Genomic DNA, 17,379 nt, shown 5'->3' on the forward strand with positions numbered 1-17,379 from the left:
CGACCTCACCCTCCCGGCCGGCTCACACCTGGCCGTCGTCGGACCCAGCGGTGCCGGCAAGTCCACGCTCACCGCCCTCGTGGCCGGGCTGCTCACACCGGACCGGGGCACCATCACCGTGGGCGGACACCCCGTGCCCGGGCCGGAGGCGGCCGCCGCGCGGGTCCTCATCCCGCAGGAGGCGTACGTCTTCGGCGGCACGCTGGCCGAGAATCTCGCGTACCTGCGTCCGGACCCGGTGCCCGAAGAGGAACTGCTGGCCGCGGCCGAAGCGGTCGGTCTCGCCCCGCTGGCCGACCGGCTCGGCGGCCTCGGCGCCCAGGTCGATCCCGCCACTCTGTCGGCCGGCGAACGGCAACTGGTCGCGCTGACCCGGGCCTATCTGTCGTACGCCCCGCTCGCCCTGCTCGACGAGGCGACCTGCCATCTGGACGCCGGGACGGAGGAGCGCGCCGAGCGGGCCTTCGCCGGGCGGCCGGGCGGGACCCTGGTGGTCGTCGCCCACCGCATCAGCTCGGCCCGCCGCGCCGGCCGGGTGCTGGTCATGGACGGCCGGAGCACGGCCTGCGGCGGCCACGAGGAGCTGATGCGGTCCTCGGCGCTGTACCGGGACCTCGTCGGGAACTGGGCACCCGCATCATCGCGGCGGCGGTCAGAGCCAGCCCTGTCCCTGCGAGATGCGGATCGCGTCGATGCGGTTGCGGGCCCCGGTCTTGCGGGTGATGGCCGCCATGTAGTTGCGCACGGTCCCGTGGGACAGGTGCAGGCTCCCGGCGATCTCCGCGATGGAGGCTCCCTCGGCCGCGAGGGATAACACGCTCAGCTCTCTGCGGGTCAGCGGCATCTCGGCCGCCTTGAGAAACCCGAACCCCAGCGAGTCGTTGACGAAACGTTCCCCCTGGGCGACCCTGCGGATTCCGCGCAGCAGGTTCTGCGGCGAACCCTCCTTGTCGACGTAGCCGAGCGCCCCCGCCTCGACCGCCCGTTTCAGCAGTCCGGGTCTGTTCGCGGTGGCGAGCACGAGCAGGCGCGGGCGCGTCCGGTCCGGGCCGGGCCGGCACAGCTCGCCCAGCGGAGGGATGCCGTAGGAATCCGCGCACTCGAGGTCCGCCGCGCAGACGTCCGGCCGCACGGACGACAGCAGTCCGGGCGCGCCCCGCCACGACGTGTCGTGCACCGCGAGATCGGACTCCCCCCGCAGCCACTCCGCCAGCACCGATCGCACCAGACACTCGTCGTGCACCAGAAGCACCCGGATCACTGCCACCCCCTCGGCTCGCCGTACGCCCCGTCGTCGTGTTGAGCTCGTCGTGTTGAGCGCCTGCCCCATTGTTCGCGATCGTGACCCTGCGTGGGCGCGGAGAACCGGCCATCAGGGTGCGTGGGGGCGCACTCGCGGCGCCCGTACACCCGGCCGCGCTTCGATTTCGGCGGCATGGGTCGCGGCGGTCGGGGTATGCGGGCGCCTCCAACGGGGCCCGCGGGTCTGTGACCGACGGTAACCACGTTCGTCCCCCGTGCCGCTCGTCGTGCGCGACGGGCCGCCAGGGAGGAGATTTGTTCGTGGGCCCGGTCGCGCGGCCGTGCGAGGAGGTGGTCGGCGTGTCCGACGGGCAGTCGTCCGCGCAGGCGCCGGCAGCCGCCAGGACGCCGGTCGGCCGTCCCCTGCTGTCCTTGGCGCTGGCCTCGATGATGGACGAGGTGCACGCCCACTCCGGCGCGGTGTACCTGCTGGCGCGGGACCAGCCGGTGCTGGAGATGGCGGTGATGGCGGGGCTCCCCCGGGCGTTCGCGGCGCCCTGGGAGCGGGTGGGGCTGAGCGCGCCGATCCCGGTCGCCGACGCGGCGCGCGAGCGCGAGCTGGTGTGGGTCGGCGGCGAGGAGGAGATGGCCCGCCGCTATCCGCGGATCGCCGTGGTGCTGCCCTATCCGTTCGCCCTGGCCGCGGTGCCGGTGGCCACCGAGTCCACCGTGTACGGCGCGGTGTTCGTGACCTGGCCGGGCGGGCATCCGCAGGAGCTGTCCGACCGGGAGCGCGAGCACCTGACCGCGGCCTGCGGCCGGCTGGCGGTCCGGCTGGAGCGGGCCGCGGAGCACAGCGTCCCGCCGCACCCGGAGACCGATCTGGTCGCCTCGCCCATGGTGGGCGGGATGGCCGGCACGCTCGGCACGGTCGAGGCGGCCCGGATGGTGAGCCGGCTGCCGTACGGGCTGGTCTCGCTGGATCTGCACGGGCGGATCGGCTTCGTCAACGCGGCGGCGGCCGAGCTGCTGCACGTCCCGGTCAGCCGGCTGCTCGGCACGCAGCTGTGGGCGTCGGTGCCGTGGCTCAACGACCCGGTGTACGAGGACCGTTACCGGGCCGCGCTGATGAGCCAGCACACCGCCTCGTTCGTGGCGCTGCGCCCGCCCGGCGAGTGGCTGTCGTTCCGGCTGTATCCGAGCACGACGGGCCTCAGCGTCCGGATCACCAGGGCCCGGGCCGTGGCGGAGATGAACCGGGCCGCCCCGCCGCCCGACGGGACGCCGACCCGGCTGGTCACCATGTCGCAGGTCCTGGACCTGGCCAGCGCGCTCACCGAGGCGGTGGGGGTGCAGGACGTGGTGCAGCTGGTCGCGGACGAGATCGCCCCGGCCGTGGGCAGCCAGGCCCTGGTCGTGCTGGGCTCGCGGGCGAACCGGCTGCGGGTGCTCGGGCATCGCGGGTACCGGGACGCGACCGTGGTGGAACGGTTCGACGGGATGCCGCTGACCGAGCCGACCCCCGGCACGCAGGTGCTGCGCACGGGCGTGCCCGCCTTCTTCGAGTCGCAGGAACATCTGGAGCGCCTCTACCCGGCACGGCTCGCCACGCCCGACGGATTCGCGGCCTGGGCGTATCTGCCGCTGATCGCCCAGGGCCGGCCGGTGGGGACGTGCGTGCTCTCCTACGCCGAGCCGCACCACTTCCCGACGGAGGAGCGGGCGGTGATGACCAGCCTGGCCGGGCTGATCGCCCAGGCGCTGGAGCGGGCGCTGCTCTACGACGCCAAGCACCGGCTCGCGCACGGTCTCCAGGAGGCGCTGCTGCCGCACTCCCTGCCGTCGCTGCCCGGCATCGAGGCGGCCGCCCGCTACGTGCCGGCCACCCAGGGCATGGACATCGGCGGCGACTTCTACGACCTGGTGCGCACCCAGGGGATGGCGGCGGCGGTGATCGGGGACGTGCAGGGCCACAACGTCACGGCGGCCGGGCTGATGGGGCAGGTCCGCACCGCTGTCCGTGCGTACACGGCCGTGGGCCAGGCGCCCGAGGAGGTCATGCGCAGCACCAACCGGCTGATGCTCGACCTGGGGGCCGACCTGTTCGCCAGTTGCCTGTACCTGCGCCTCGACCCGGCGCACGGCCGGGCCGTGATGTCCCGCGCGGGTCATCCGCCGCCGCTGCTGAGACGCCCCGACGGGCGGGTGCGCGTCCTCGACCTGGCCGGCGGTCCGCTGCTGGGCATCGACGCCTCCGCGGTGTACCCGACGACGGAGGTCGCCCTCGCCCCCGGCTCCCTGCTCGTCCTCTACACCGACGGGCTGGTCGAGTCCCCCGGCACCGACTTCGAGGAGGCCCTCGCGGGCCTGGGCCGCCGCCTGGCCGACGCCGGGGACCAGCCGCTGGACGAACTGGCCGACAGCCTCGTCCGCCAGGAGCCCCACCGCACGGACGGGGAGGAACGGCTCGACGACATCGCCCTGTTGCTGCTCAGGGCCGTCGGATAGGGCCCCGGACCCTCTCCTGTGGAGCCCCGCGCGCAGACGGGCCGGTCCTCCCGCCGGAGGGCCGGCCCGGTCCACCGCCGGCCGGAACCACTGCTCAGGCCGGTCGGTGGCTGGGAACGCCGGTGGGCCGGCCCGGTCCCGCCAGGAAGGGGGCGGAACCGGGCCGGCAGCGTCGGACCGGCTGCCGACGTTCTCGGGTCAGCGGGACTCGGTCAGACCGGAGTCGTCCTCGACACCCTGGCCCGCGTCGTGACCGGCGCCGGCTCCGGCGCCCGCGTCCTCGCCTCCGGCCTGCTCACCGGCACCGGCACCCGCGCCGGCACCGGCCTCTTCACCGGCACCGGCTTCTTCGCCCGCACCCGCACCGGCCTCGCCGCCGGCTCCGGCCTCCTGACCAGCGCCTGCTTCCTCACCGGCACCGGCTCCGGCGCCGGCTTCCTCGCCCGCACCGGCTTCCTCGCCGGCACCGGCCTCTTCACCCGCGCCGAGGGTCGCGCCGACCGCCTCCAGTGCGGTGGTCACCGGCTGGAAGAACGTCTCGCCGCCGACCGTGCAGTCACCGCTGCCGCCCGAGGTCAGGCCGATCGCGAGACCGTCCTGGGTGAACAGCGAACCGCCGCTGTCGCCGGGCTCGGCACAGACGTTGGTCTGGATCAGGCCGGTGACGGTGCCCTCGGGGTAGTTCACCGTGGCGTCGAGTCCGAGGACCTGGCCGTCGGCGAGCCCGGTGGTGCTGCCCATCCGGAAGACCTCCTGGCCGACGGTCGCCTCCGCGGCCTCGGTGATCTGGACGGTCTGGTCGCCGGTGTTGACCTCGCTGGGCGCCTCGGTCGCCGGGTCGTCGTACTTCACGAGTGCGAAGTCGCCGTCGCCGGGGAAGGTGGACTGGTCGACGGTGGCGATCGGCTGGCCGCCCTGCGTGTCCGACCACTCGTTGCCGCCGAGGGTGCAGTGACCGGCCGTCAGGAAGGCCGGCGAGCCGTCGCCCGCGGTGACGTTGAAGCCGAGGGAGCAGCGCGAGCCGCCCGCGAAGATGGCGTCACCGCCCGAGACGAACGGCTTGAAGGTGCCCGCGGACTTCTTGAGGGTCGCCATGCCGGAGCCGAGCCTCTGCACGGTGGACTCCAGTCTGTCCCACTTGGCGCCGGTGACGGTGCTGTCGGCCGTCACCAGGAGCTTGTTCGTGCGCGGGTCGATCGACCACGAGGTGCCCGCGATGGTCGCGTCCGACTTCAGGGTCTGCGCCCCGCTCTTCAGCTCCGACCAGCTGTTGTCGACCTCGCGGACCTTCGCGCCGGCCGCCTTCGCCTGCACGACCACGTTGTTGTTGTCGCCCGGTACGACGTTGACGACGAGCTGCTGGCTGTCGCTGTCGTAGTAGGAGCCGCCGAACGCCTCACCGAGGAGCCCGGAGAGCTGCGAGGCGAGATCCGAGGCGTCGCCCGCCTTCAGGGTCTTCGGCGCGGCCGCCGCGTCGTCGGACGAACCGTCCTGCGACGCGTTGGCGCTGGGGAGCAGGATCGCGGCCGCGCCGAGCGCCACCACGCTGCCCGCCGCTATCGCGGCCTTGCGCTTCGGAATTCGCTTGTGACTCAAACTTCTCTCCTCCTGGGGAACGGAGTAGGTGCCGCCGTCCGGCAGCTCTTGGGGGGGCGCCTGGATGGCTGTTGGTACGCACGGGCCGTCCGGGGCGTTCAATTCCGTTTGCAAGTGATCCGTTCGCACCGTGAAATCAGCCAACTGGCCGGATGACGGCGTTTCAGACGCAGGCCTCGTGACGGCATACCGAACGAACACGATCTGTATCCGACATGAAACGGTCTGTTGCGATCGCTGAACGGAATCTCACCTTCAGCGAATCTGCACATTGAATGCTCAACCCGGTCACCGAGTCGAGGATTATCCGCGCGCCGACCGCGTCGGTCATGCCTTTGGGGCGGGAGTGCCGGATTCGCCGCTCCACGGCGCAAGGGGCCGGATGAGCCGATGCCGCGCCGCATGTGAAGAAGTCGCCACGAAGGCGTGCGCACACCTGCACGCTTCGGTGCGGCTGAGGCGCAAGTTGCCTGGTGGGACAGGTGGTTGATTGGAAGCCCGCGCCCGCAGCGTGCTTTGATCCATCGCACCGCGGGGGCCGCACAGGGCACTCGGAAACGAGAGTCCGGCACTCGCGGTCGCGGCCGTCATCTGTCCCCAGAGGGGGCCGCTCCCCCCTTGTGAGATATCCATACGAAGGGAAGTTCCAACATGAACTCCACCCCCCAGGTTGAGACCGTCGAGATCGCTGACGCCGAGCTCGACGCCGTCTCCGGCGGCCTGTCCGTGAACGCCGTGAACACCGTCACCGACACGGTCGACGGCATCGCTCCGGTTTCCGGCCTGGTCAACACGGCCGTCGGCACCGTGGAGGGTGTCACCGGCCTGAACACGGCCCCGGTCACCAACCTGGTCTCCGGTCTCTGATCGAGCCCCAGTGCCGTTGACTCCCGGAGCCGCAGCCGGCGGTTCCGGGATCTTCGGGTGCCGTAACCACGTCCGCTACGGCTGTAAGTACCTCTTCTACGGGTGAGGGAAGTTCCTTGCAGTTCCGCCAACAGGCCCTCGCCAAGCTCCAGTCGCCGGAGGAACTCGACCTTCCGGTGCGTTTCGCCCGCCCGCAGGGCTGGCTGGTGCTCTCGGTGACGGTGGTCGCGATGGCGTCCGCCTCGGTATGGGCGGTGACCGGCTCGGTGACCTCCACCGTCAGCGCACCCGCCATCCTCACGCACGGGCAGGGCAGTTACCTCCTCCAGAGCCCGGTGGCGGGCCAGGTCACCGCGGTGCTCGCGAAGCAGGGCGAGCGGTTGCCCGCCGACTCCCCCGTGCTCAAGGTCCGTACGCCCAGGGGCGAAACCGTCGTCCGCACGCTCGACGCGGGCCGTGTCTCCGCGCTCGCCGCGACCGTCGGGCAGATCATCCAGACCGGCGCGAACGTCGCCGCCGTCGAGAAGGTCGCCCACACCAAGGACCCGTTGTACGCGACGGTCTACGTCCCCGCCGAGAACGCCGCCTCGATCCCCGACGACGCCGCCGTCGACCTGACCGTGCAGTCGGTGCCGACCCAGGAGTACGGCGTGCTGCGCGGCCACGTGAAGTCGGTGGACCGCTCGGCCCAGTCTCCGCAGTCGATCGCCGCGTTCCTCGGGGACAGCCAGCTGGGCGAGCAGTTCACGAAGAAGGGCAGGCCGGTGGCCGTCACGGTCCGGCTGGACAAGTCGTCCGCCACGAAGAGCGGCTACCAGTGGTCGTCCGCGGACGGGCCGCCGTTCAAGCTGACCTCCATGACGCTGGCCTCGGGGTCGATCCGGCTGGCCGAGCAGCATCCCGTCGACTGGCTGCTGCCGTGACCGCGACCGCACCGGACACCCGGGGCCGACGCCGCGCCGCCCCGCCGAAGCGCAAGGTGCCCAAGGCCGGGGCGAAGACCGTCCGCACGCCCACCGTGCTCCAGATGGAGGCCGTGGAATGCGGCGCCGCCTCCCTGGCGATGGTGCTCGGCCACTACGGCAAGCACGTCCCGCTGGAGGAGCTGCGCATCGCCTGCGGCGTCTCCCGCGACGGCTCGCGCGCCAGCAACCTCCTCAAGGCGGCCCGCAGTTACGGCCTGACGGCCAAGGGCATGCAGATGGACCTGGCCGCCCTCGCCGAGGTGAAGTCGCCGGCCATCCTGTTCTGGGAGTTCAACCACTACGTCGTCTACGACGGCATGGGCCGCCGCTTCGGCCGCCGTGGCGTCTACATCAACGACCCCGGCAAGGGCCGCCGCTTCGTCCCCATGGAGGACTTCGACGGCAGCTTCACCGGTGTCGTGCTGGTCATGGAGCCCGGCGAGGACTTCACCCGGGGCGGCCGCAAGCCCGGCGTCCTGGGCGCGATGCCCGCCCGGCTGCGCGGCACCGCGGGCACGATGCCCGCCGCCGTCCTGGCGAGCCTGCTGCTGGTGGCGGTCGGGGCCGCCGTGCCCGCGCTCAGCCGCACCTACATCGACGAGTTCCTGATCGGGAACCAGACCTCGCTGCTGCCGACGCTGTTCACGGCGATGGCGGCGTGCGTGCTGCTCACCCTGGTCCTCACCTGGCTCCAGCAGGCCAACCTGCTGCACGGCCGCATCATCTCCTCGACCCTCTCCAGCGCCCGCTTCCTGCGCCATCTGCTGCGGCTGCCGGTGACGTTCTTCTCCCAGCGCAGCCCGGCCGACCTCGTCCAGCGGCTCCAGTCCAACGACGCGGTCGCCGAGACCCTGTCCCGCGACCTCGCGGCGGCGGGCGTGGACGCGGTCGTCGTCGTCCTRTACGCGGTGCTGCTCTACACCTACGACCCGCAGCTGACGTTCGTCGGCATCGGCGTGGCGCTGCTGAACGTCGTGGCCATGCGGGTCGTCATCCGGCTGCGGGCCACGCGCACGGCGAAGCTGCGCGCCGACACGGCACGGCTGACCAACACCGCCTACACCGGCCTTCAGCTGATCGAGACGATGAAGGCGACCGGCGGCGAGGACGGCTACTTCCGCAAGTGGGCCGGGCAGCACGCCACCACGCTGGAGGAGCAGCAGCGGCTCGGTGTGCCGAGCGCCTGGCTGGGCGTGGTCGCACCGACGCTGGCCACCCTCAACAGCGCGCTGATCCTCTGGATCGGCGGCATGCGGGCGGTCGAGGGCCACATCTCGGTCGGCCTCCTGGTCGCCTTCCAGGCCCTGGTCACCCGGTTCACGGCCCCGCTGACCCGGCTCAACGGCGTCGCGGGCCGCATCCAGGACTTCGCGGCCGACGTGGCGCGGCTGAAGGACGTGGAGAACTTCAAGGCCGACCCGCTCTACGGCCGCCCCGAGTCCGGCGAGTCGACGCGCCGCCTCCAGGGACACGTCGAGCTGGAGAACATCACCTTCGGCTACAGCCCGCTCGACAAGCCCCTGCTCACCGGCTTCGACCTGACGGTCGGCCCCGGGCAGCAGGTCGCGCTGGTCGGCGGGTCCGGCAGCGGCAAGTCCACGGTGTCCAGGCTGATCTCCGGCCTGTACGCGCCCTGGGAGGGCGTGATCCGCATCGACGGGCAGCGCATCGAGGACATCCCGCGCGGGGCGCTGGCCGCCTCCGTGTCCTTCGTCGACCAGGACGTGTTCCTCTTCGAGGGCACGGTCCGCGACAACGTGGCGCTGTGGGACCCGTCGATCCCGGACGAGGCGGTGGAGGACGCGCTGCGGGACGCCGCCCTGTACGACGTGATCACGCGGCGTCCGGGCGGCATCCACAGCAAGGTCGAGCAGGACGGGCGCAACTTCTCCGGCGGGCAGCGCCAGCGCCTGGAGATCGCGCGGGCGCTGGTGCGCCGGCCGAGCATCCTGGTCCTCGACGAGGTGACGAGCGCGCTGGACGCGGAGACCGAGCTGGTCGTGATGGACAACCTGCGCAGGCGCGGCTGTGCCTGTGTGGTGATCGCGCACCGGCTCAGCACGGTCCGTGACAGCGACGAGATCGTCGTCCTGCAGCACGGCACGGTCGTGGAGCGGGGACGGCACGAGGACCTGGTGGCGCGCGGCGGAGCGTACGCGGCACTGGTCAGGGAGCGGTGAGATGACGGCCGTTCAGGGACACGAGGGCGACCTCGTCCTCAACGCGTTCGGGCAGATGGGCACGCGCATCGACTGCGCCGGGTTCAACCGCCTCGACCTGGAGGGTCCGCAGGTGCTGTGGCTGGTCGCGTCGGGTGCCGTCGACCTGTTCGCGGTGGACGCCGGCCGGCAGGGCCACTGGCACCACCTGGGCCGGCTGGAGGCGGGCTCGCTGGTGCTCGGACCGGTGGCGGGGCCCCAGCACACCCTGGTGGCCCGCCCGCTGCGGGACTGCGTGGTGCACCGCATCGGCCTGCGCGAGCTGTACCAGCCGGCCAACACCGCGACCTGGTCGTACGACGAGTACGGCAACCCGCAGTACGTGCCGCCGACGACGAGCCCGCTGGAGTACGCCCTCGCCCTGGGCGTCGGCCGCAGCCAGTCCATCCTCTTCCAGGCGCCGATGGCGAACGAGCGGGCCGCCGCCCCCACGGACGACGACGTGTTCTGGATGCAGGTGCCGCCGGGCAGCGTCCAGTACGGCTCGCTGTACGGCGCGGAGGCCGCGGCCGACCTGCTGATGGACCCGGCGCTGTGGCAGACCATGGTCGACCAGCAGTACCGGCTGCTGACCACGCTGGACCGCTGGATCGAGCAGCTGGAGCGCACCCACGAGTCGCGGACGGCCGAGGGCATCAAGGCCGGTGAGGCGGTACGCGCCCAGGCCGACCGGACGCTGCTCGCCTCCATCGGCAAGCGGTCGTCGAAGCGGACCACGGCGGCCGACGCCGACGCCACGTACGCGGCGTGCAAGCTGGTCGCGCAGGCGGCCGGGATCAGCCTCACCGAGCCCACCCAGAAGGGCACCGGCGGCGACCGCCTCGACCCGGTCGAGCAGGTCGCCCTGGCCTCCCGCGTCCGTACCCGGTCCGTTCGCCTGGACGGCCGCTGGTGGCGGGACGACGTCGGGCCGCTGGTCGGCCACCGGGCCCTGACCGGCGCGCCGGTGGCGCTGCTGTGGCGGCGCGGCGGATATGTCGCCGTCCATCCGTCGACCGGGCGTGAGACACCGATCGAGAAGGCGAACGCCGACGAGTTCGAGCCGCGCGCGGTGATGTTCTACCGCCCGCTGCCCGAGCGCGGGCTCAGTCCGCTCAGGCTGCTGCGGTTCTGCATGCGGGGCACGCGCGGCGACCTGACCGGACTGCTGCTCAGCGGCCTGGTGACGGTGGCGATCGGCGCGCTGGTGCCCATCGCGACCGGCAAGGTGCTCGGCGAGTTCGTGCCGAAGGCGCAGACGGACCTGATCGTGCAGGTGTGCCTGGCCGTGATGCTCAGCAGCGTGGTGGCGGCGGCCTTCATGCTGCTGCAGAACCTGACCATCCTGCGGCTGGAGGGCCGCATCGAGGCCACGCTCCAGCCGGCCGTGTGGGACCGGCTGCTCAGGCTGCCGACGAGGTTCTTCACCGAGCGCTCCACCGGCGAACTGGCCAGCGCGGCCATGGGCATCAGCTCGATCCGCAGGCTGCTGGCCGGAGTCGGTCCGACGGTCGCCCAGTCGGTGACCGTCGGGGCGATGAACCTGGGGCTGCTGCTGTGGTTCAGCGTGCCGATGGCGATGGCCGCGGTCGGCATGCTCGTCGTCATCGCGGCCGTGTTCCTGGGGCTCGGGCTGTGGCAGGTGCGGTGGCAGCGGCGGCTGGTCGTGCTCTCCAACAAGCTGAACAACCAGGCCTTCCAGACGCTGCGCGGTCTGCCCAAGCTGCGGGTGGCCGCCGCCGAGAACTACGCCTACGCCGCGTGGGCGTCCCAGTTCGCGCGCAGCCGTGAGCTCCAGCAGAAGGCCGGCCGCATCAAGAACCTCACGTCGGTGCTGGGCGCGGTGTATCTGCCGCTGTGCACGCTGCTGATGTTCATGCTGCTGGCGGGTCCGGCCCGGGGCTCGATGTCGGCGGCCGCGTTCCTCACCTTCAACACCTCGGTGACGATGGTGCTGACCTCGGTCACCCAGCTGACGGGCGCGTTCGTCTCGGCCGTGGCGGCGCTGCCGCTGTTCGAGGAGATCAAGCCGGTCCTGGACGCGACGCCGGAGGTGCGCACGGCGAGCACGCGTCCGGGCCCGCTGTCCGGGGCGCTGGAGGCGCGGCGGCTGTCCTTCCGGTACTCGGACGACGGTCCGCTGGTCTTGGACGACGTGTCGTTCGAGGTGCGTCCGGGCGAGTTCGTCGCGGTCGTCGGCCCCAGCGGCTGCGGCAAGTCGACGCTGCTGCGTCTGCTGATCGGCTTCGACCGTCCGGTGTCGGGCAGCGTCCTCTACGACGGTCAGGACCTGGCCGCGCTCGACCAGTCGGCGGTGCGCCGCCAGTGCGGTGTGGTGCTCCAGCACGCGCAGCCGTTCACCGGTTCGATCCTGGACGTCATCTGCGGCACCGAGCCGTACACGCCGGAGGAGGCGATGGCGGCGGCCGAGATGGCCGGGCTCGCCGAGGACATCAAGCGGATGCCGATGGGCCTGCACACCATCGTCTCGGGCAGCGGCGCCGTCTCCGGCGGCCAGCGCCAGCGGCTGATGATCGCCCAGGCGCTGATTCGCCGGCCGCGCATCCTCTTCTTCGACGAGGCGACCAGCGCCCTCGACAACGAGACCCAGCGCACGGTCATCGAGAGCACCAAGGCCCTCAACGCCACCCGGATCGTCATCGCCCACCGGCTGTCGACCGTGCTGGACGCCGACCGGGTCGTGGTGATGGAGGACGGCAAGGTCGTCCAGCAGGGCCCGCCCGCCCAGCTGCTCGCCGACACCGGCGGCCGGCTGCACGAGCTGGTGCGGCGCCAGATGGCGTGACGATCCGCGGCCTGCGGTGGCGCGTCTTCGCCGTACCCCGCGGCCCGGACCGTTGGGCTCTGTCAGAAGTGGGTACCCACGGCCCATGCGAATGAGCGTGGTGGACGTGGGATCGAACACGGTCAGACTGGTGGTCGCGGACGCGGACGACGGCGTACCGCTTCCGGTGCACACCGCCAAGTGGCGGCTCAGGCTGTCCGAGCAGGTCACACCGGGGGGACCCATCCCGGAGCCGGCCGTGGAACAACTGGTGCACGCGGTCGCCGAGGCGAGCCGGACCGCCACCCGGTGGGGTGCGGCCGGCCCGCTGGCGTTCGCGACCGCCGTGGTGCGCGGCGCGCCGAACCGGCACGAGGTGCTGCACACCGTCCGAGCCCGTACCGGCGTGGACCTCTGCACCCTGCCGGGCGAGGTCGAGGCGGAACTGACGTTCCTCGGGGCCCGGCGCTGGATGGGCTGGCGGTCGGGGCCGCTCGCGCTGCTCGACATCGGCGGCGGCTCGCTCGAAGTCGCCTTCGGGCGCGGCCGGTTGCCCGACTTCGTGGCGTCGCTGCCGCTGGGCGCGGGGCGGCTCACGCACGAGTTCTTCAAGGACGAGGACCCGCCGTCGCCGGAGCGGGTGCGGGCGCTGCGCCGCAAGGTCCGCCACCAGCTGCGGGACGTCGCGGCGCGGATCCGCTGGGAGGGCCCGCGCACCGCGGTCGCCACCTCGCGCACCTTCCAGCAGCTGGGACGGCTGTGCGGTACGGCGCCCGGCCGCCACGGCCCGTTCGTGGACCGGCAGTTGCACCGGGAGGCGCTGCGGGAGGCGATCCCGCGGCTGGCCGCCCTGCCCGCCGCCGAACGCGCGCTGCTGCCCGGCATCTCCGCGCCGCGGGCCGCGCAGAGCCTGGCCGGAGCGGTGGTCGCGCACACCGCGATGAAGCTGACCGGCCTCAGGTCCGTCACGGTCTGCCCCTGGGCGATCCGCGAAGGCGTGCTGCTGCGGCACATCGAGGACGGCCCCGCCTGGTGGGCGGAGGTCACCCGGCGCAGCGAGGAGGCGGCCCCGCCCGACCCGGTGCCGCTGCGCATCGCCACCGCCACCGCCACGAGCTGAGCACCGGAAGAGCGGAACGAACGCACCGAACGCAGGAAGGAGACCCCCGTGTCCCAGGACAAGAACCACGACAGCTCCGACAAGAAGCCCGAGACGGCGCTGGAGGAGGTCCTGCGCGAGATCGAGGACGCCGAGAACCGCACCCAGGACTCCGCCGAGCAGCGACGCCACCGGGGCGAGGCCGGAGAGGCCATCACCCCCAACACGCGCGCCCAGGAGGAGTCCCAGGGGGACTGAAACGGGGGATCAGGAGGGGCCTGGCCCGAGGCCCGGCCCCTCCATGACGTGCCGGAGTTCCTTCATGACGTGCCGGAGTTCCTTTCCACGCCGGAACTACGCGGGTAGGTGACCCCGGGCGCCGGCCGGGTACCCGGTGCGCATGGAGCACCACCGCGAAGAACCAGGACTGCCGGCCCCGCGCGGCCCGCTGAGCAGGGGCGTCGAGGCATACCTGCGGGGAGCGGGCCGGCTGCCCCGCCTTGAGGCCGTCGCCCGTGCCGAGGTGTACGGCGAGGACCTCCAGCTGGCGCTCTACCTGTGCTACGAGCTGCACTACCGCGGGTTCGAGGGGGTGTCCCCCGACCGCGAGTGGGACCCGGAGCTGCTGCGTATCCGGGCGGCCCTCGAGCAGCGCTTCCTGTCCGCCCTGCGTGCCGACGCCCGGGTCCACGACAGTGTGGACGAGGCACTGGCGGACCTCTTGGTCGAGCCCGTCGACGGCGCGGGCGTCACCCACTTCCTGCGCGACGAGGGCGAGCTGTGGCACCTGCGCGAGTACGCGGCCCAGCGCTCGCTGTACCACCTCAAGGAGGCGGACCCGCACGCCTGGGTGCTGCCGCGGCTGTGGGGCCGGGCGAAGGCGGGGATGGCGGCGGTGGAGTTCGACGAGTGGGGCGGCGGCCGAGCCGACCGTGTGCACGCCCGGCTGTTCGCCGACCTGATGAAGGACCTGGGCCTGGACACGACGTACGGCCGCTACCTCGACGCGGCGTGCGCCGAGGCCCTGGTCACGGTGAACCTCATGTCCCTCTTCGGCCTGCACCGGGCCCTCAGGGGCGCCCTGGTCGGCCACTTCGCGACGGTCGAGATCACCTCGTCACCGGGATCCCGGCGGCTCGCTGAGGCGATGCGCCGCACCGGCGCCGGGCCGGCGGCCGAGCACTTCTACGACGAGCACGTCGAGGCCGACGCGGTCCACGAGCAGGTGGTGCGCCACGACGTCATCGGCGGTCTGCTGGCGGAGGAGCCGCACCTGGCCCCGGATGTCGCGTTCGGGATCGACGCCACCGAGTTCGTCGAGGACCGCTTCGCCGCCCGGCTGCTCGCCGACTGGCGTGCGTCGCGTTCGTCACTGCATGCACCGCTTGCCCGTGAAGCCACCCATATCTCCTGAACACCCGGGTACCCGAGCATCGTGAACCCACTGGTACCCCCGGGCGTGTACGCCCCGCAGGAGGACACCGAGTTGCTGGCCGGCGCCCTGTCCGACGAGCCGTTGCCGCCGGGCGCGGAGGTCCTGGACGTCGGCACCGGCACCGGCGCCCTGGCCCTGGAGGCCGCGCGCCGGGGTTTCCGTGTGACCGCCGTGGACGTGGCGCGCCGGGCCGTGTGGGCCGCGCGGCTGAACGCTGTACGGGCGGGGCTGCCGGTCCGCATCCGGCGCGGGAATCTCTTCGATCCGGTGCGGGGCGAGTCGTTCGACATGATCCTGGCCAACCCGCCGTACGTGCCGGCGCCGGACGGTACCGGACGGCCACGGGGGGCGGCCCGCGCCTGGGACGCGGGCGACGACGGACGGCTGGTCGTGGACCGGATCTGCCGGGAGGCGCCTGATCTGCTGCGTCCGGGCGGGGTGCTGCTGCTGGTGCAGTCCGCGCTGAGCGGCCCGGACCTGACCGTCGGGCAGCTGCGCTCGTCCGGTCTGAAGGCCGCTGTGACGTGCCGGCGGCGGATCGCGTTCGGTCCGGTGCTGCGCGGCCGGGAACGCTGGCTGCGGGAGCGGGGGCTGCTGTCCTCCGCCGAGGACAAGGAAGAGCTGGTGGTCGTCCGTGCCGAACTCCCCGTCTGACCGGTCCGCGGCGCCGCGCCGCGTGACGGTCCAGCGCAAGGGCCCGCTGCTGGTGGAGGGCCCGGTGGAGGTGGAGCTGGAGGACGGTTCCGTCGTCACCTCGGACCGCTTCCGCGTGGCCCTGTGCACCTGCCGCCGCAGCCGCCGCTATCCGTGGTGCGACACGAGCCACCGCGACCGGGCCTAGGCCCTGTCGTCACATTCCCGTCGTCCGCCCGAAGGGCGGGCCCCGCGGCGTCAGGTGCGTGCTCTCGCCGTGCCGGGCGCAGACCCTCGTACTGGTTTTGTACCTGGGTCTGCGCCCGGTGCGGCGAGAGGGCGTGCAGGGCGCCGCGGGGCAGGCGGGAATGTGATGACAGGGCCTTGAGCCCGGTCGCGGTGGCCGGCAAGTCCAGGGGCCGGCGGGCGGCCCCACTCCGCCCACCGGCCCCCTTGTACGAGATCGCAGGTCCCCGCGACAGCGGCCCGGCTCCCCAGCCTCGAGCCGCTGTGTCTCACGGGAATGGCGCGATCCCGGTCTTTCAGAACGCGAAGACGCCGGAACCGTAGGCGTTCTTCACGCACTCGTTGGAGAACGTGCGCTCGTAGGAGACTCGCCGGCCCTGCCAGACACCGTCGACGGTGACGACCACCGGGTCGTACTGCTTGGTGCACATCACGCCGTCCGTGGCGGTCAGGGCGTGGATGTCGCCGTCGACACCGCGCAGTTCCGCGCAGGCCGAGCCGGCGACCGGGTGCGTACCGGAGGGCCTCGGAGCACAGGTCAGGGTGACCGCGCGTTCCGGAGTCGCGGCGGCCGCGCTCTCACCGTGGCCCACCGTGAGAACGAGGGCCGACGGGGCGTAGAGCGCGGTGGGGGCCGGACCCGGACTGGCGAGCGCGGCCCCGGACAGGGGTCCGCAGACGGCGGTGGCCGTCAGGCCGAGGGTCATGGCCCAGCGCGCGGTGTTCCGCATTGTGTGCATCCTTCCGCTCGATTACAGGGTGTGCCGACCCGTGCTCGATCGGTGCCCGGGGCGGCGACCGCGAGTCTGCCGAGTTCGCCACCGAAACACACATCGACCCCACCGGTTTCAGTAACATTTCGTATTGAATCAGTGGCGCGAAGTTACGGAACGCGCCCGCGTGAAGCCCGTAACCGGGCGGGCTCCGGGATCACGAAGCGGCCAGATGGCTGATTTCAGCGTGTTCGTTAATAGGCCTGAAACATTCCGAATTCCGCTCTCGGCCGACTGCTTCGCGACCCCTTGTGTTCATGCCCAGGCCGAGTAATCGTCATTACATGATTACGACAGAGCAGCGAGAGAAACTGCGCGGCTGGTTCGCCGGCCGCCTTCCCGACGACCTCTTCGAGGAACTGACCGAGATCACGGTCGACCGCGAGGAGATCACCGTGATCGGTCGCATCCCCGAACCCCGGCTGGCCGAGGACGCCCCGGCCGCCGAGCGGGAGGCGGCCCTGGAGAGCCGGGTGCAGGAGTTCCGGGAACGCACACGTGAGGACCGGATGGCCGTGGCCCGGGAGGCCGAGCACCGGTTCCGCCGGAAGGTGTCCTGGGGCGTGGAGTGCGGCGGGCGGCGCACCCTCTTCACGCACGTGGCCGCGCCCGTGATGACGCGGCTGCGCCAGCCGGAGCGCCAGGTCCTCGACACCCTGATCGCCGGCGGCGTCGCCCGCAGCCGCAGCGACGCGCTGGCCTGGTGCGTGCGCCTGGTCCAGCGTCATACCGACGACTGGCTCGCGGAGTTGCGCGACTCCCTCGAACACGTGCAGCGGGTCCGGGCCCAGGGGCCGGACGCCGAGCCGGATCAAGCGGATCACGCCGAGCACACGGATGACGAGGAATGACCAAAGAGTGGAGGATCGGTCCACTCACAGCACCGAGAATGGATGAACCGTCCTCTGGTGTCGTCCGCCTGCGGCGCCCTACCGTCGGCAGCACCCCAGAGGACGGGATCCGCACGCCGCCGCACACCCAGGCGCCGGCGAGCGGCCCTCCGCCCCTCAGCCGCGCCACCCCGCGCTCCAC

The 17,379-nt window shown here is 72.3% G+C and carries 14 protein-coding genes and 1 pseudogene; 12 read left to right on the forward strand and 3 right to left on the reverse strand.

From position 1 onward, the window contains the following. Positions 1–28: 28 nt before the first annotated feature. Positions 29–361 (forward strand): annotated as a pseudogene (locus tag CA983_RS48120) (ATP-binding cassette domain-containing protein); the annotation flags it as partial. 291 nt (positions 362–652) lie between these two features. Here the strand turns inward: CA983_RS48120 and CA983_RS48125 are convergent. Continuing rightward, positions 653–1,261: a response regulator transcription factor gene (locus tag CA983_RS48125; RefSeq protein WP_086603204.1), complete on the reverse strand. Its 609-nt coding sequence runs from the start codon at positions 1,259–1,261 to the stop codon at positions 653–655. A 332-nt stretch (positions 1,262–1,593) separates the two neighbouring features. Between CA983_RS48125 and CA983_RS25490 the strand changes: the two genes are divergently transcribed. Then, on the forward strand, positions 1,594–3,750 hold the full coding sequence (locus CA983_RS25490) for a SpoIIE family protein phosphatase (RefSeq protein WP_086603215.1): 2,157 nt from the start codon (positions 1,594–1,596) through the stop codon (positions 3,748–3,750). A 198-nt stretch (positions 3,751–3,948) separates the two neighbouring features. Here CA983_RS25490 and CA983_RS25495 read toward each other — a convergent pair whose 3' ends face one another. Next, complete coding sequence (locus CA983_RS25495; RefSeq protein WP_086603205.1) at positions 3,949–5,346, reverse strand: S1 family peptidase; 1,398 nt, start codon at positions 5,344–5,346, stop codon at positions 3,949–3,951. Between the two features lie 651 nt (positions 5,347–5,997). Between CA983_RS25495 and CA983_RS25500 the strand changes: the two genes are divergently transcribed. From CA983_RS25500 to CA983_RS25540, 9 genes are all read left to right on the forward strand, one after another. Next, complete coding sequence (locus CA983_RS25500) at positions 5,998–6,213, forward strand: type A2 lantipeptide (RefSeq protein WP_086603206.1); 216 nt, start codon at positions 5,998–6,000, stop codon at positions 6,211–6,213. A gap of 116 nt (positions 6,214–6,329) precedes the next feature. After that, on the forward strand, positions 6,330–7,136 hold the full coding sequence (locus CA983_RS25505; protein ID WP_086603207.1) for an HlyD family efflux transporter periplasmic adaptor subunit: 807 nt from the start codon (positions 6,330–6,332) through the stop codon (positions 7,134–7,136). Continuing rightward, a complete protein-coding gene (locus tag CA983_RS25510) occupies positions 7,133–9,358 on the forward strand; it encodes an NHLP family bacteriocin export ABC transporter peptidase/permease/ATPase subunit (RefSeq protein WP_208637035.1) in 2,226 nt (741 codons plus the stop codon). The genes CA983_RS25505 and CA983_RS25510 overlap by 4 nt, the downstream gene beginning before the upstream one ends. A 1-nt stretch (position 9,359) precedes the next feature. Beyond that, on the forward strand, positions 9,360–12,182 hold the full coding sequence (locus tag CA983_RS25515; RefSeq protein WP_086603208.1) for an NHLP bacteriocin export ABC transporter permease/ATPase subunit: 2,823 nt from the start codon (positions 9,360–9,362) through the stop codon (positions 12,180–12,182). Between the two features lie 85 nt (positions 12,183–12,267). After that, positions 12,268–13,281, forward strand: coding sequence for a Ppx/GppA family phosphatase (locus tag CA983_RS25520; RefSeq protein WP_086603209.1), 1,014 nt, complete (start codon positions 12,268–12,270; stop codon positions 13,279–13,281). A 48-nt stretch (positions 13,282–13,329) separates the two neighbouring features. Beyond that, on the forward strand, positions 13,330–13,518 hold the full coding sequence (locus CA983_RS25525; RefSeq protein ID WP_086603210.1) for a hypothetical protein: 189 nt from the start codon (positions 13,330–13,332) through the stop codon (positions 13,516–13,518). A 142-nt stretch (positions 13,519–13,660) separates the two neighbouring features. Then, positions 13,661–14,674, forward strand: a complete 1,014-nt coding sequence (locus CA983_RS25530; RefSeq protein WP_086603211.1) for an iron-containing redox enzyme family protein — start codon at positions 13,661–13,663, stop codon at positions 14,672–14,674. Positions 14,675–14,695: 21 nt separating this feature from the next. Then, positions 14,696–15,349 carry a HemK2/MTQ2 family protein methyltransferase gene (locus tag CA983_RS25535; protein ID WP_167407457.1) on the forward strand — a complete coding sequence of 218 codons (654 nt, stop codon included), beginning with the start codon at positions 14,696–14,698 and terminating at the stop codon, positions 15,347–15,349. Next, entirely contained in the window at positions 15,330–15,536 is a 207-nt protein-coding gene (locus CA983_RS25540) for a CDGSH iron-sulfur domain-containing protein (protein WP_003994890.1), read from the forward strand. Before CA983_RS25535 ends, CA983_RS25540 begins: the two co-directional genes overlap by 20 nt. 334 nt (positions 15,537–15,870) lie before the next feature. Here the strand turns inward: CA983_RS25540 and CA983_RS25545 are convergent, their stop codons facing one another. Then, a complete protein-coding gene (locus CA983_RS25545; protein WP_086603213.1) occupies positions 15,871–16,305 on the reverse strand; it encodes a protease inhibitor in 435 nt (144 codons plus the stop codon). A gap of 326 nt (positions 16,306–16,631) precedes the next feature. On the opposite strand from CA983_RS25545, the gene CA983_RS25550 reads away from it, so the two are divergent. Then, on the forward strand, positions 16,632–17,198 hold the full coding sequence (locus CA983_RS25550; RefSeq protein ID WP_086603214.1) for a hypothetical protein: 567 nt from the start codon (positions 16,632–16,634) through the stop codon (positions 17,196–17,198). Positions 17,199–17,379 lie beyond the last annotated feature (181 nt).

Source organism: Streptomyces swartbergensis (assembly GCF_002148965.1).
GTDB classification, from domain to species: domain Bacteria; phylum Actinomycetota; class Actinomycetes; order Streptomycetales; family Streptomycetaceae; genus Streptomyces; species Streptomyces swartbergensis.